Source organism: Staphylococcus felis (assembly GCF_003012915.1).
Taxonomy (GTDB): domain Bacteria; phylum Bacillota; class Bacilli; order Staphylococcales; family Staphylococcaceae; genus Staphylococcus; species Staphylococcus felis.
On the sequence record NZ_CP027770.1, the window covers coordinates 1,357,816 to 1,371,937 of the forward strand.

The 14,122-nt window shown below is 35.1% G+C and carries 16 protein-coding genes; 14 read left to right on the forward strand and 2 right to left on the reverse strand.

Translation table 11 applies throughout. From position 1 onward, the window contains the following. The first annotated feature begins 532 nt into the window (after nucleotides 1-532). The 10 genes from C7J90_RS06360 to yidC all read left to right on the forward strand — a co-directional run bounded on the left by C7J90_RS06360 (nucleotide 533) and on the right by yidC (nucleotide 10,923). Entirely contained in the window at nucleotides 533-1,255 is a 723-nt protein-coding gene (locus C7J90_RS06360; RefSeq protein ID WP_103208180.1) for a phosphoadenylyl-sulfate reductase, read from the forward strand. Nucleotides 1,256-1,295: 40 nt separating this feature from the next. Beyond that, on the forward strand, nucleotides 1,296-3,122 hold the full coding sequence (locus C7J90_RS06365) for an assimilatory sulfite reductase (NADPH) flavoprotein subunit (RefSeq protein WP_103208178.1): 1,827 nt from the start codon (nucleotides 1,296-1,298) through the stop codon (nucleotides 3,120-3,122). A gap of 19 nt (nucleotides 3,123-3,141) precedes the next feature. Next, entirely contained in the window at nucleotides 3,142-4,848 is a 1,707-nt protein-coding gene (locus C7J90_RS06370; RefSeq protein ID WP_103208177.1) for an NADPH-dependent assimilatory sulfite reductase hemoprotein subunit, read from the forward strand. 13 nt (nucleotides 4,849-4,861) lie between these two features. Continuing rightward, a complete protein-coding gene (cobA, locus tag C7J90_RS06375; RefSeq protein ID WP_103208176.1) occupies nucleotides 4,862-5,641 on the forward strand; it encodes a uroporphyrinogen-III C-methyltransferase in 780 nt (259 codons plus the stop codon). 16 nt (nucleotides 5,642-5,657) lie between these two features. Then, a complete protein-coding gene (locus tag C7J90_RS06380) occupies nucleotides 5,658-6,440 on the forward strand; it encodes a sirohydrochlorin chelatase (protein WP_103208174.1) in 783 nt (260 codons plus the stop codon). After that, on the forward strand, nucleotides 6,424-7,029 hold the full coding sequence (locus tag C7J90_RS06385; protein WP_103208173.1) for an NAD(P)-binding protein: 606 nt from the start codon (nucleotides 6,424-6,426) through the stop codon (nucleotides 7,027-7,029). The genes C7J90_RS06380 and C7J90_RS06385 overlap by 17 nt, the downstream gene beginning before the upstream one ends. Nucleotides 7,030-7,056: 27 nt before the next feature. After that, nucleotides 7,057-7,965: a sulfite exporter TauE/SafE family protein gene (locus tag C7J90_RS06390; RefSeq protein WP_103208171.1), complete on the forward strand. Its 909-nt coding sequence runs from the start codon at nucleotides 7,057-7,059 to the stop codon at nucleotides 7,963-7,965. Then, nucleotides 7,966-9,141 carry a sulfate adenylyltransferase gene (sat, locus tag C7J90_RS06395; RefSeq protein WP_103208170.1) on the forward strand — a complete coding sequence of 392 codons (1,176 nt, stop codon included), beginning with the start codon at nucleotides 7,966-7,968 and terminating at the stop codon, nucleotides 9,139-9,141. A 12-nt stretch (nucleotides 9,142-9,153) separates the two neighbouring features. Then, nucleotides 9,154-9,753 (forward strand): adenylyl-sulfate kinase, encoded by a 600-nt coding sequence (gene cysC, locus C7J90_RS06400; RefSeq protein ID WP_103208168.1) that lies wholly within the window; start codon nucleotides 9,154-9,156, stop codon nucleotides 9,751-9,753. Nucleotides 9,754-10,104: 351 nt separating this feature from the next. Next, nucleotides 10,105-10,923: a membrane protein insertase YidC gene (yidC, locus tag C7J90_RS06405; RefSeq protein WP_103208166.1), complete on the forward strand. Its 819-nt coding sequence runs from the start codon at nucleotides 10,105-10,107 to the stop codon at nucleotides 10,921-10,923. A 105-nt stretch (nucleotides 10,924-11,028) separates the two neighbouring features. On the opposite strand, the gene C7J90_RS06410 is transcribed toward yidC, so the two are convergent. Then, nucleotides 11,029-11,295: a DUF3055 domain-containing protein gene (locus C7J90_RS06410; protein ID WP_103208165.1), complete on the reverse strand. Its 267-nt coding sequence runs from the start codon at nucleotides 11,293-11,295 to the stop codon at nucleotides 11,029-11,031. A 99-nt stretch (nucleotides 11,296-11,394) separates the two neighbouring features. Between C7J90_RS06410 and C7J90_RS06415 the strand changes: the two genes are divergently transcribed. The 4 genes from C7J90_RS06415 to C7J90_RS11890 all read left to right on the forward strand — a co-directional run bounded on the left by C7J90_RS06415 (nucleotide 11,395) and on the right by C7J90_RS11890 (nucleotide 13,854). Then, the gene (locus C7J90_RS06415; protein WP_103208229.1) at nucleotides 11,395-11,829 is read left to right on the forward strand and encodes a DUF86 domain-containing protein; all 435 of its coding nucleotides are present in this window, start codon (nucleotides 11,395-11,397) and stop codon (nucleotides 11,827-11,829) included. Nucleotide 11,830: 1 nt separating this feature from the next. Continuing rightward, the gene (locus C7J90_RS06420; protein WP_103208163.1) at nucleotides 11,831-12,619 is read left to right on the forward strand and encodes a TIGR01457 family HAD-type hydrolase; all 789 of its coding nucleotides are present in this window, start codon (nucleotides 11,831-11,833) and stop codon (nucleotides 12,617-12,619) included. Nucleotides 12,620-12,622: 3 nt separating this feature from the next. Beyond that, nucleotides 12,623-13,588 (forward strand): 2-hydroxyacid dehydrogenase, encoded by a 966-nt coding sequence (locus C7J90_RS06425; protein WP_103208162.1) that lies wholly within the window; start codon nucleotides 12,623-12,625, stop codon nucleotides 13,586-13,588. A 125-nt stretch (nucleotides 13,589-13,713) separates the two neighbouring features. Beyond that, nucleotides 13,714-13,854 carry a hypothetical protein gene (locus tag C7J90_RS11890; RefSeq protein WP_158701914.1) on the forward strand — a complete coding sequence of 47 codons (141 nt, stop codon included), beginning with the start codon at nucleotides 13,714-13,716 and terminating at the stop codon, nucleotides 13,852-13,854. 17 nt (nucleotides 13,855-13,871) lie between these two features. On the opposite strand, the gene C7J90_RS06430 is transcribed toward C7J90_RS11890, so the two are convergent. After that, the gene (locus C7J90_RS06430; RefSeq protein WP_103208160.1) at nucleotides 13,872-14,114 is read right to left on the reverse strand and encodes a NifU family protein; all 243 of its coding nucleotides are present in this window, start codon (nucleotides 14,112-14,114) and stop codon (nucleotides 13,872-13,874) included. Between the last annotated feature and the right edge of the window lie 8 nt (nucleotides 14,115-14,122).

A 14,122-nucleotide genomic window follows, 5' to 3' on the forward strand; every position in this document is an offset into this window, starting at 1 on the left:
CCATAAAGCCTCGCTTTTCTAGGCGCCTCACCTCAACTCATTTTAAGATTGAACTTACCCAATCTTAAAATGGATTTTCGGTTACGGCAAGATGCCTCAGAAGTCTCGGCTTAGGAATCAATCAAATTTGCTATATTTATTCACACTCCTAAGTTATAAAATATGTTTTACCAACTCAATTTTACTGATTTATGTTGTATTAAAAGAGGCATTAATGTTCAAGACTTTATGATCACACAACGAAAAAGGCGTTAAGCAATCCATTATTGCATAACGCCTTAATTTAATGCGACCAGTCCAATTTGACTGAGAGCCATAAAAGAATTTTCAAAAATGTGAATCAACTGCTTAAATCAATAGAGTCTTCTTCAAAATTACGATAGTTAGAAAGCTTATTCATTAGCATTTAGAATTTGATATTTTTTATTTCCGAAAAACACTTGACATTTTATTTAATTGTCGATATCTTTATAACATAAATTCCGATTAATAAGGTATGTATTATAAGAATTGAACTAAGGGAGATGAGTATATGTCTAGTGGAGAAATTACATATCAAAATTTTAATGAAAATCATATACCTGTGTTCCCAAAAGCTTCAGAAACAAAAGGAGCGCATGAATCATTGAAATGGGCTTTTGAAAACTATGATGATATTATATACGCTTGCAGTTTCGGAGCAGAGAGCATGGTATTAATTGATCTTATCTATCAAATTAAGCCCGATGCACGATTGATTTTTTTAGATACAGATTTACATTTTCAAGAAACATATGATTTGATTAATCGCGTTCAAGAGCGTTTTCCTAAATTGATTATTCAAAAGAAAAAACCGCGCTTGACTCTTGAAGAACAGTCTGAAAAGTATCAACTAGCATTGTGGAAAAAAGATCCTAATCAATGCTGTTATATTCGGAAGATAAAACCTTTAGAAGACGTATTAAATCAGCAAGTTGCTTGGATTTCCGGTTTGAGACGTGCACAGTCTGAAAGTAGACGACATACGAACTTTATCAATCGTGATGAACGATTTCACTCGATAAAAGTTTGTCCGCTCATTCATTGGACTGAAGATGAGGTATGGGATTACATCAAAAAGCATGACTTACCATACAATGAATTACATGATTTCCATTATCCAAGTATCGGTTGTATTCCTTGTACGTCACAAGTATTTGATTCTGATGATTCGAGAGCAGGCAGATGGCAAGGAACTTCAAAAACAGAATGTGGCCTACATTCGACAACACCTTAGATTAAAACACAAATGTTAAAAACGAATATGAGGTGAAAATATGAATTTAGATGTAACAAATAGCCCTTTTAATGAACAACAAGCAGAGCAAATTAATAACCTACTTTCATCATTAACCCCTAGTCAAAAAATATGGTTATCTGGATATATTAGTGCTTCCATTGAACCAATCGTATCCGGTAACGTGATTCAAGCAACTGAACAAGCAAATCCTATCAATGAAGATTTGAAGGTTCAGAAGCGTCAGATTACGTTGTTATATGGATCTGAAACAGGAAATGCTCAAGGATTAGCTGAATTATTTCATTCACGTTTAGTTGAATTGAACTTTGATGTGACTTTGAAAGCAATGGATGCATTTAAACCTAAAAAATTAAAAGACGTAGAAGACTTATTCATCATTACATCAACGCAAGGCGAAGGTGACCCCCCAGATAATGCAATTGAACTCCATGAATACATACATAGTCGTAAAGCCCCCAATCTAGAAGGAAAAAGATTCGCAGTACTCGCATTAGGTGATGAATCTTATGAGTATTTCTGTCAAACAGGTCGAGATTTTGATGAAAAGTTAAGTGAACTTGGAGCAGAGCGCTTATATGATCGGATTGATTGTGACGTTGACTACGAAGAAAATGCTGAAAAATGGATGGCGAATGTCATTAGTGCACTCAATGAACAAACTAGTAGCACCGCTCAAAGTGAAGTGCTTGTTAGTGAAGGTATTCAAGCAGAACAAAAGCAACATTATTCACGATCAAATCCATATCAGGCTGAAGTACTAGAAAATATCAATTTAAATGGAAGGGGTTCAAACAAAGAAACACGTCATATTGAACTTTCATTAGAAGGTTTTAACGAAAAATTTGAGCCAGGGGATTGTCTAGTGGTTGCGCCTCAAAATGATCCTAAACTTGTTGATGAACTCATCCAATTATTACCATTCGAAGAGGAAACGGTCATTCAAGTTAACGAATCAGGTGATACATTATCTTTGCAACAATCTTTATCTGAATATTTTGAAATTACAAAGCTGACAAAATCGCTACTTGAGTCATCTATCCAATTATTTGGAAATAAGTCATTATCCGAAAAGGTAAACGATGTGGCATGGCAAAAAGAATATATAGTAGGGAGAGACTTAATCGATTTAGTGAAAGACTTTCCGCCTACACAGCTTAAACCGAATCATTTTTATCAATTGTTAAGAAAATTACCAGCAAGAGAATATTCAATATCAAGTAGTTATGCATTGGAGCCAGATGAAGTTCATATTACTGTTGGGGCAGTACGTTATGAGTCTCATGGGAGAAAGCGATCTGGTGTATGTTCGATTCAATTAGCAGAACGAGTAGAACCGGGAGATTTTTTACCGATATATATTAAATCGAATCCTAACTTTAAGTTCCCAAAAAGCAACGAGACCCCTGTAATCATGATAGGACCAGGAACTGGAGTAGCACCATTTAGGGCGTATCTTCAAGAAAGAGAGGCTTTAAAGATAAAAGGGAATACATGGTTGTTTTTTGGTGAACAACACTTTACGACTGACTTCTTGTATCAAACAGAATGGCAAAATTGGCATAAAGATGGTTATTTAGAGAAGTTAAATGTTGCATTTTCACGTGATACGGATCAAAAAATATATGTTCAACATCAAATGCTACAAGAAAGTAAAGAATTAAACGAGTGGATTGAAAAAGGTGCCCACATTTATGTATGTGGAGATGAGAAGCATATGGCTAAAGATGTGCATCGTACATTACTGACGATTCTACAAAAAGAACGCAATGTGAGTGAAGAAGAAGCGGAATTATATCTAAGACAGTTAAAACGTGACAAGCGCTATCAGAGAGACGTGTATTAAAAAGAAAGGAAGGGTTGTTATGACAAATTCAACAAAAAATCAAAATGTAAAACTTGATGCAATGGAAGACATTAAGCAAAAGAGTCAATTTTTACGAGGGACTATAGCAGAAGGTCTTAAGGACCCTTTGACAGGTGCTATAGCTGAGGATGATACAAAGCTATTAAAATTTCATGGTAGCTATATGCAAGATGATCGTGATTTAAGAGATGAGCGACGTAAACAAAAACTAGAGCCAGCATATAGCTTTATGATACGTGTTCGTGTCCCAGGTGGTGCAGCATCTTCAGATCAATGGATTAAAATGGATAATATATCTAATCAATATGCGAATGGAACAATTAAATTAACGACACGCCAAGCATTTCAATTCCATGGGATTTTAAAAAGAGATTTGAAGAAGTCGATGCAAAATATCAATAGCGCATTGCTTGATTCAATCGCGGCGTGTGGCGATGTAGTACGTAATGTGATGTGTAATCCTAATCCATATCAATCTAAAATACATGAAGAAATTAATCAATACGCTGATAAAATTAGTCAGCATTTGTTGCCGCGAACAGGTGCATATCATGAAATTTGGTTAGATGGAGAAAAAGTTGTAAACACGAAAGAAGAACATGAACCCATTTATGGATCTACATATTTACCTAGAAAATTTAAAATTGGTATTGCTGTTCCACCTTCTAACGATATTGATGTTTATTCGCAAGATATTGGTCTTATTGCAATTGTAGAAAATGAAACGCTAATAGGATTTAATATTGTGGTTGGCGGCGGAATGGGCATGAAACATGGAAACCCTAAAACATATCCTCAAATTGCCCGTCTTTTAGGCTATGTCCCTAAAGAGAAAGCTGTAGATGTATGTGAAAAAATTGTAACAATACAAAGAGATTATGGTAATCGTGAAGATCGATCGCAAGCTAGATTTAAATACACTGTTGATCGACTAGGTGTTGAAAAAGTAAGGGACGAATTAAATGAACGCTTAGGTTACGATGTTGAAACTGCACGAGAATTTGAATTTGAACATAATGGCGACCGTTATGGTTGGACTGAAGGACAAGGTCATTGGCATTTTACGCTATTTATTCAAAATGGACGTGTGAAAGATGAAAAAGGATATCAATTGAAAACAGCATTAAGAGAAATTGCTGAAACACATCATGCTGATTTTCAGCTCACACCTAATCAAAACTTAATTTTGTCTAATATTAAGCAGGAAAATAAAGAAGAAATTCAAAGAATAATCGATACTTATGGCATTACAGATGGCGAAAATTATACAGGATTGAAACGGAATTCAATGGCTTGTGTAGCATTCCCAACTTGTGGTTTGGCCATGGCAGAGTCAGAGCGTTATTTACCTTCTTTACTCAATAAAATTGAAGACATCCTCAATGAAGCGGGGTTGGAAGAAGAGGATATTACGATACGTATGACAGGATGTCCAAATGGTTGTGCCAGACCGGCGTTAGCAGAAGTGGCATTTATAGGAAAAGGACCTGGTAAATATAACATGTATCTTGGTGGCGGATTTAAAGGTGATCGACTTAATAAATTGTACAAAGAAAACATTGGTGAAGATGAAATTTTGAATAGTTTAAAACCGTTACTTATTCGATACAGTAAAGAAAAAGAAGAAAATGAGCATTTTGGTGATTTTGTTATACGTCAAGGCATTGTAGCACGTGTGACTGAAGGAAGGGATTTTCATAAATAATGGAGGTGGTTTGATGAGTAAAGTTTATTTAGTTGGAGCTGGGCCAGGTGATCCAGATTTAATTACATTGAAAGCAGTTAAAGCCATACAAAAAGCAGACGTTATTTTATATGACCGTTTAGTTAATAAAGAAATTTTTCAACATGCATCTCCACAGGCTAAATTACTTTATTGTGGTAAAGATCCTAATCGTTATACATTACCACAGCATGAAACGAATCAAATGATGCTGACATTAGCCAAAAAAGGATATACTGTTGTGCGTTTAAAAGGAGGGGATCCGTTCGTTTTTGGAAGAGGCGGTGAAGAAGCAGAACTTTTAGCGGAACAACATATTCCATTTGAAATTGTGCCTGGTATTACATCAGGTATTGCAGCACCAATGTACGCTGGGATTCCAGTCACTCATCGTAACTATAGTTCATCTGTGGCATTTGTAACTGCAGTCACAAAAGATGGTACTGAGGATGAAGAAAGGTGGCAACATCTCGCAAAAGGTCCAGAAACTTTGTGTATTTATATGGGCGTTAAAAAGTTGCCTCAAATACGTGATAGGCTTATTGAAAATGGAAAACAAGGTGACACACCTGTAGCTCTTGTACATATGGGGACGACGCAATCACAAGAAACAGTAACCGGTACATTAAGTAATATTGTAGAGAAAGCAATGCATATCCAAAATCCTGCAATGATAATAGTAGGGGACGTTGTCAACCTCAGAGAGCGAATAAGTTGGTTTAATGAACAGTTAAATATGCAAAGTGATCATTTAATTAAAGTGACATCACTATAGATAATGGAGGGATTCAATGAAAGGGGTACTTTATGTTAGTCATGGAACAAGGTTAAAACAAGGTGTTAAAGAAGCTCACAACTTGATAGATAAAGTGAAACAACATATCCCGATACCATTCCAAGAAACATGCTTTCTAGAGATAACGAGTCCTAATATTGAAAATGGATTTAAAAGATTAATTCATAAGGGTGTTAATCATGTCATCGTGATACCCGTATTATTACTATCGGCGGGGCATTTTTATCATGATATACCTAAAGCCATTCATCAGCTCAAAAAACGCTTTGCACATATCACAATTACTTTGGGACGGCCACTAGGCGTTCAATATCGATTAGTTGAAATTTTAAAAGAAAGAATCGAAGCGATATCTGTGTCTAATCCTGAAAGTGCTCAGTTCATACTTGTAGGAAGGGGAAGCAATTATGAAGAAACAAAACAAGATATGAATGAGATCAAGTCGATGCTCAAAAGTTTAATGGGAATGTCGAATGTTAACGTTTGTTATTTAGCAGCAACTGAACCTAAATTTGAACATATCCTTAAACAAGCTATTCATGAAAAGCATCAAGAAATTATAGTCATACCTTATCTTTGGTTCTCAGGACTACTTACACATTACATTCACAAGACACTTCATGATACGGGCTATAAAGGAACTTTAAAACGATGCCATCATCTAGGAGATCATCCAAATATGATAGATGCTCTAAGAGATCGTGTATTAGAGACTATTCAAAAAGCTGAAAAAGAAAAACAAAGTCGAAAGGATAAGCATCATGTCATTGTCACTTAACGTTAATGTTGACAGGATGACAATTTTAGTTGTGGGTGGTGGAAGAATTGCAACTAGACGAGTCCTGAAATTATTAAATGCTCAATCTACTCTAATACACGTTGTGAGTCCCTCGGTTACTTCGACTTTAAATCAATTAATCCGAAAGAATAAATTGAAATGGTCAAAAAAGGTATTTCAAGCATCGGATATTCAAGGCGCACAATTCATCATAGCAGCTACAGATAACCCAAAATTACATGAAAAAATCAAAGCATTAATACCCTCGAATGTGTTGTTCAATGATGTGATTCATCATGATGCAAGTAATATTCACTTTGCAAAAGAAGTGCGACGGGGTAGATTGTCAATACAAATTACAACAAATGGAGCCAGTCCAAAACTAACGCAAAAAATCGCTAAGGAAATTGAAGAGATATATGATCATCAATACGAGGGGTACGTTGAGTTTTTGTACCAGTGCCGAAAACTGATTAAACAGAAGCCTATCTCAATGGATGAAAAAATCCAATTACTAGATATGTTACTTGAAGAAAAATTTATGAATGCAGATGCGCAACAAGAAATGTTATGTCGATTACGTCATTAAGATAATGAAAAAAGAAGGAGGAAAAGAATGAAAAAACTAATCATATATGCGTTCGCAGGTTTTGTAGCTCAAATGATTGATGGTTCGCTTGGTATGGGTTTTGGAGCTTCTTCTTCATCGATATTATTAACGTTTGGTGTTGCGCCTGCAATAGTATCCGCAACTGTACATTTTTCACAAATCGCTACGACTGCCGCTTCAGGTATTTCACATTTAAAATTCAAAAATGTTCATCGACCTACCTTGTATAAGTTGACTATTCCAGGAGCAGTAGGAGCGTTTATTGGAGGCGCTATTTTAACACATATTAATGGTGATTTGATCAAACCATTTATCGCTGTATTTTTACTAATGATGGGACTATATATACTTTATCAATTTTTAATTAAAAGACATCGCATATCTGATGAACGGGTAAGTCAATCAAGGCAGTCACATTTCATAGTGCCACAAGGTATGTTTGCAGGATTAGTAGATGCAATTGGTGGTGGAGGATGGGGACCGATCAACACTTCAATAATGCTGTCAAGAAAAAGATTAGAGCCTAGATATGCGATTGGGACAGTATCTGCAAGTGAATTTTTAGTAACGCTCTCTGCATCTGTGAGTTTTATTATCTTTTTAGGGATACATCAGATTAATTGGATGACTGTGATTGCACTTGCGATTGGTGGTGCGATTGCTGCACCGATTGCTGCCTGTTTAGTGAAGTGGTTATCTGTTGATATTTTAGCTGTTTGTGTTGGTGGGCTTATCATTTTTACAAATACTAATGCCTTAATCACATATTTTTTGACAGATAATCACATTGCAACGCTAATAAGGATAGTGATTATTGGGTTATGGGGAATCTTGGTGATTTATGTTGTGATTAAAAATAAGCGTAATCCGTCCATAAATCAAAAGAAAAGCATTGTACAAGGAGGAATAGAATAAATGACTGCAGTAAAGAAGACAAATGAGCTGATTCGTCCACATGGTGGGACGTTAATTAATAGAGTGCTCTCAGGTAAAGAACATGAACAGCAATTAGAAAAAGCTCAAAAATCAAAAAGAATCACTATAAATGCTTGGGCTATTTCTGATTTAGAATTGATTGCAATTGGTGGCTTTAGTCCACTCACTGGATTTATGAATCAAAAAGATTATGAGAGTGTGATTGAAAAGACGCATTTAAGTAATGGCTTAGTGTGGAGTATTCCTATTACGCTACCAGTTACTGAAAAAACAGCAAATCAGCTAAAAGTTGGTGAAACGGTTGCGTTATATGGTGAAGATGATGTTTTATACGGGACAATAGAGATTGAAGGTAAATACAGTTACGATAAACAAAAAGAAGCACAAAGTGTGTATGGCACAACTGACCCAAATCATCCAGGTGTTAAAAAAGTATTTGAAAAAGGAGAAGTCTACTTAGCAGGACCGATACATTTATTAAACAGACCCCAACACGATGCATTTACAAACTATCATTTTGATCCTAAAGAGACACGACAACTATTTGAAAAATTAGGTTGGAAAACAGTTGTAGGATTCCAAACAAGAAATCCAGTACATAGAGCACATGAGTATATTCAAAAATCAGCATTGGAAATTGTAGACGGCTTACTCTTAAATCCTCTTGTAGGAGAAACAAAATCAGATGACATTCCTGCAGATGTACGGATGAAAAGTTATGAAGTCATTTTAAAAAAATATTTCCCGGAAAATAAAGCACAACTCGCTATTTATCCAGCAGCGATGCGTTATGCAGGCCCTAAAGAGGCGATATTACATGCTACTGTACGTAAAAACTACGGATGTACCCATTTTATTGTGGGACGTGATCATGCAGGTGTCGGGGATTACTATGGAACGTATGAAGCACAAGAACTTATAGCTCAATATGAAGACGAACTCGATATTCAAATTTTGAAATTTGAGCATGCTTTCTATTGTGAAAAATGTAAAAACATGGCAACTGCAAAAACTTGTCCTCATGGCAAAGAACATCATGTCCATTTGAGTGGTACAAAAGTTAGAGAAAAATTGCGAAAAGGTGAATCTTTACCTGAAACATTTTCTAGACCAGAGGTAGCTAATGTTTTAATTGAAGGATTAAAAGAGCGATAGGAGTGAAGTGCGATGACACAAGATAAACATATTACATGGCATGATTCGGTTGTGACCAAAATAGAAAGACAGCAGCGTCATCAACATAAAAGTGCGATTATTTGGTTTACAGGATTATCAGGATCAGGAAAGTCTACTATTTCTGTAGCATTAGAAAAAGCATTATTCGACAGAGGCATTCATACCTATCGATTAGATGGAGATAATATTCGGCATGGTTTAAATCAAAATTTAGGTTTTTCTCCTGAAGACAGAAAAGAAAATATTAGACGTATTGGAGAGGTAAGTAAATTAATGGTTGATGCGGGTGTCTTGACGGTGACGGCATTTATTTCACCTTATGCTTCTGATCGAGAGAATGTACGTGCTATTGTGGAAGATAAGGAATTTATAGAAGTTTATACACGTTGTTCATTAGAGACATGTGAACAGCGGGATCCTAAAGGCTTGTATCAAAAAGCAAGAAAGGATGAAATACCTGAATTTACAGGCATTAGTGCACCTTACGAAGCACCTAAAAACCCTGAAATTATTATAGATACCGAATTCAATTCAGTAGAAACATCCGTGTCGCAAATCATTAATTATTTAGAGCAACATCATTATATTTAGAATATCGAATTTAAAAGAGTGGAACAAAAGGCGCTTAAATCCGTGTTTTGTTCCATTTTTATATGTCTAACTTTTTAAATGATATGTTGTCAAATCATTCAAGAGATTATATTAAAGGCAAAGAATCTAAAGTCTGGGTATTTGTTTGCATCATAAGGTTGTGACATTGTACAGTTCCGCTGTATAGTCATTGAAACACTGCTTGTCGCTTTTGAGAATAAAACATTATCATTCTACTTTTTATATCAAAAGCAATATTAACACTTTTTCAATTTATGTAGTGGTTATATTCTTATAGAGACTCATGTTATAATTTGAGATGTTAAATTCATGATAGAAAGGTATTTCTATATGTTAAAACAGAAAAAAATGATGTTGCTTATGATGATGCTTATAATCGTGTTATCGGGTTGTAATTATGAAAGAAATAGTGATAAAACAGGATTTTTTTATAACGTTTTTGCTAAACCTTTGGATATGTTACTGCGATGGTTAGGTGAAATATTCAACCATAATTATGGATTGGCTATTATAGTTATTGTATTAATTGTGCGTTTGATTCTTTTACCATTGATGCTACCACAGTCAAGGGCAGGACATCTTTCTCGAATGAAAAAACCGATTATTGACCCTTATATGAAAGAAATGAAACAAAAAGCGAAAGAAGCAAAAACGCCAGAAGAAAAGAAAAAAATCAATCAACAAATATTCCAAAAATATAATGAGTTTGGTATGAATCCATTTAAACAAATGTTAGGTTGCTTACCTGTTCTGATTCAGATTCCTATCTTATTTGGATTATTGATTTCAATCAAATATCCCTCCCATGAAGGGATTTATCAAAATAGACACTTCTTATGGTTTGACTTAACACAGCCAGATCTAGGACTTACTTTAATAGCAGGACTACTTTATTTTATCCAACCGCTTGTCAATTTAGGAAATATGGAAAATAAAAAAGTTGGATATGGGCTTGCGATTGTAATGCCTTTGTTTATTGTATCAATTGCACTGCATTCTCCAAGTTTTTTAGGGCTTTATTGGGCGACAAATGCGACATTCCTCATTATTCAAACGACATGTACGAATTTGATTTTTAGTCGAGTAGCTCAGCGTGAAGCTGAAAAGCTAAAAAGAATTTTACAAAAGAATCATAATGAAAAAATATAAACGAATGGTTCTAAGCGATAAAGGATTGGGACATAATCGATTTGTATTGAAAAAAATCACTCATGTCTCAATCCTTTCATAGCTATGGAAAGGATAATCGTGTGTTTAATGTATCACTTGACTCAAATATTCTGTAATCTCATCTGCTTCTTCATCGCTCACACCTAATATATAGGCAATATACCCTTCTTCTTCAAGGTCATCTGTACCAATAATCCCGAATTTGTTCGTTTGAGTATTCAGTACCAGTGTTTTGCCGTAGTGACGATCTGTTTGAATAAGTACTAAATCATAGCGACTGTGTTCACCAACAAAACCAACAAAACGAATTTGAGAGGGTTCGATATCATCGTATAAAAACATATCTATCATAGCTGGAAACTCCTTTAATAAAGTCGTATTGCAAGTATATCGATAAATGAAGTGACATGCAAAATTATGATATGATAGAGGAGAATAGAGGTGGCTAAAATGTATTTTGTAAATAAAGAACAATTGTCTAAAAAAATCATGTATTTAAAGCAACTGACAAAAGATTATCATGTTTATAAGGATAATAATTATGCATTTGAGCGTATCGCACAAATGTTAATTGAGTCGTCAGTTGATATTGGTAATATGATTATTGATGCATTTATATTGCGTGATCCAGGCAATTATAAGGATGTTATAGATATATTAGAGTTGGAAGGTGCAATATCAAAACAAACACAAGAAGCGCTGCATGAAACGATAGATGTACGGCGTCAATTTGTATATCAATATGATTTATTAGATATAGAGTCATTAATCCCATTATTTGATCGTACGTTACCGTTTTATGAACAATTTGTTCAAGAAGTCGTTCATTTTTTAGAAAATGAAAATGTACCAGTGACAGCTTTTGGTAAAGGAGAACAAGCATAATATGAAAAAGTATAAAGGCTATTTAATTGATTTAGACGGTACAATGTATAAAGGGAGCCAGACGATTTCTGGTGCGGCATCATTTATTAAATATTTAAATGATAATCATATTCCGCATCTATATGTTACTAATAACTCAACTCAAACACCTGAAGACGTTGTTAAAAAGCTGGCGACTGTAGATATTGAAGCAACGCCAAATGAGATTATTACTTCAGCAATGGCGACGGCTGATTATATTAGTGAAGCGCACCCTAACGCTAAAATATATATGATTGGCGATAATGGTTTAAAACAAGCTTTACGTGACAAACAATTGGATGTTGTGGATCATATAGAAGTTGATTACGTTGTTGTGGGATTGGATGAAAAGATAAATTATGAAAAATTATCTAAAGCAACTTTAGCTGTACAAAAAGGTGCCACGTTTATATCAACAAATAAAGATCCATCAATTCCTAAAGAACAGGGATTTTTACCCGGGAATGGTTCATTAACTAGTGTAGTGACAGTCTCATCGAAACAAAACCCAACTTTTATTGGTAAGCCTGAAACACCTATTATGGAACAAGCTTTAAAAGTGATTAACTTAAACAAAGAGGATGTTGCAATGATTGGTGATTTATATGATACAGATATCATGGCTGGCATTAATGTGGGTATTGATACGATTCATGTTCAAACAGGCGTTACATCAAAAGAAGAAGCTATGTCTAAAGAAATACCCCCAACGTATAGCTTTCTAGATTTAAATGTTTTACGTGAAAAACTTCAAGAAAGTGAGTGTTAAAAAATGGAAAAGATATTAGTAACACGACGTATTCCTCATAAATTTATCGAACGTTTAGAGTCGATTGGTGAAGTTGAAATATGGGATCATGATTTGACACCGATGCCACGTAAAGAATTCATAGAGGCAGCAAAAGATAAAACAGCTATGATAGTTACATTAAGTGAGTCGATCGATGACGAATTGTTAAAAGCTGCGCCAGATTTAAAGGTAGTCGCTAATATGGCAGTCGGATACGATAATATTGATCTTAATGCAGCAAAATATCATGAAGTGGAGATATCTAATACACCGCACGTCTTAACTGAAACAACTGCAGAACTTGGTTTTAGTTTAATGTTAGCAATCTCAAGACGTATCGTAGAAGCTGAAAAATATGTGCAAGAGGGCAAATGGGAAAGCTGGGGACCTTATCTATTGGCAGGCAAAGATATCTATCATTCTAAAGTTGGAATATTTGGAATGGGAGAGATAGGAAAAGCCTTTGCACGTAGATTAAAAGGGTTTAATGCTGATATTTTATATCATAATCGCTCTCAACAAACTAAAGCAGAACACGAACTAGGGGCGTTTTATACATCATTTGATACATTAATCAAAGAAAGCGATTTTGTAGTTTGTACAGCTCCTTCAACACCTGAAACGCAAAATACATTTAATAAAGATGTATTTAAAAAAATGAGAAATGATGCATTTTTTATTAATATTGGACGTGGAGATTTAGTCGTTGAAGAAGACTTAATTGAAGCGCTTGAACAAGGTGAAATTGCGGGGTGTGCATTAGATGTTGTTCGCAACGAGCCGATTCGAGCAGATCATCCTTTATTGAAGATGCCTAATGTCATTGTCACACCACATATCGGAAGTGCGTCTGTACTTACGCGTGATCAAATGATTCAAACATGTCTTTTGAATGTTTTAGACGTTATCAATGGAGATAAGCCAAGAAATAAAGTCGAGGCACACTGATGAGTAATATTATCTTCTAAATTATAACAAGTGAATCATGACATGTATAAACGTAGTATTGTTGGCGAGGCTCCTGAGGGAATAGGATGAGCGTCGAGACCAAGGCACGACCCATCTCCTAGGAAATGCGAGCCGAACAATACGAACTATTGTTAAAAGAAAAGCATAGAGATGATTCAATCATGAATCATCTCTACACTATTATTTTGGGATTTATGTTCCCAGCTTCTTCGTTATTTATCGTTGTTATTGAATTGATGAAATAGCAAATATATGATATCAATTAGAATACTTGTTCGACTTCGATAACTCCTGGTACTTCCTCTACTAGTGCACGCTCAATCCCTGCTTTGAGTGTGATAGTACTACTTGGACATGTTCCACAAGCGCCTAATAATTGTAGTTTGACGATGCCGTCTTCTACATCGACGAGTTCACAATCTCCGCCATCACGAAGTAAAAATGGACGCAACCTTTCGATGACTTCTGCAACTTGCTCGTACATTGTAGCATTTTCAGTTGGCATATGAAATG

Coding starts and splice junctions, on each gene's coding strand:
- C7J90_RS06360 (WP_103208180.1), top strand. CDS start 533: ATGTCTAGTGGAGAAATTACATATCAAAATTTTAATGAAAATCATATA.
- C7J90_RS06365 (WP_103208178.1), top strand. CDS start 1,296: ATGAATTTAGATGTAACAAATAGCCCTTTTAATGAACAACAAGCAGAG.
- C7J90_RS06370 (WP_103208177.1), top strand. CDS start 3,142: ATGACAAATTCAACAAAAAATCAAAATGTAAAACTTGATGCAATGGAA.
- cobA (WP_103208176.1), top strand. CDS start 4,862: ATGAGTAAAGTTTATTTAGTTGGAGCTGGGCCAGGTGATCCAGATTTA.
- C7J90_RS06380 (WP_103208174.1), top strand. CDS start 5,658: ATGAAAGGGGTACTTTATGTTAGTCATGGAACAAGGTTAAAACAAGGT.
- C7J90_RS06385 (WP_103208173.1), top strand. CDS start 6,424: ATGTCATTGTCACTTAACGTTAATGTTGACAGGATGACAATTTTAGTT.
- C7J90_RS06390 (WP_103208171.1), top strand. CDS start 7,057: ATGAAAAAACTAATCATATATGCGTTCGCAGGTTTTGTAGCTCAAATG.
- sat (WP_103208170.1), top strand. CDS start 7,966: ATGACTGCAGTAAAGAAGACAAATGAGCTGATTCGTCCACATGGTGGG.
- cysC (WP_103208168.1), top strand. CDS start 9,154: ATGACACAAGATAAACATATTACATGGCATGATTCGGTTGTGACCAAA.
- yidC (WP_103208166.1), top strand. CDS start 10,105: ATGTTAAAACAGAAAAAAATGATGTTGCTTATGATGATGCTTATAATC.
- C7J90_RS06410 (WP_103208165.1), bottom strand. CDS start 11,295: ATGATAGATATGTTTTTATACGATGATATCGAACCCTCTCAAATTCGT.
- C7J90_RS06415 (WP_103208229.1), top strand. CDS start 11,395: ATGTATTTTGTAAATAAAGAACAATTGTCTAAAAAAATCATGTATTTA.
- C7J90_RS06420 (WP_103208163.1), top strand. CDS start 11,831: ATGAAAAAGTATAAAGGCTATTTAATTGATTTAGACGGTACAATGTAT.
- C7J90_RS06425 (WP_103208162.1), top strand. CDS start 12,623: ATGGAAAAGATATTAGTAACACGACGTATTCCTCATAAATTTATCGAA.
- C7J90_RS11890 (WP_158701914.1), top strand. CDS start 13,714: ATGCGAGCCGAACAATACGAACTATTGTTAAAAGAAAAGCATAGAGAT.
- C7J90_RS06430 (WP_103208160.1), bottom strand. CDS start 14,114: ATGCCAACTGAAAATGCTACAATGTACGAGCAAGTTGCAGAAGTCATC.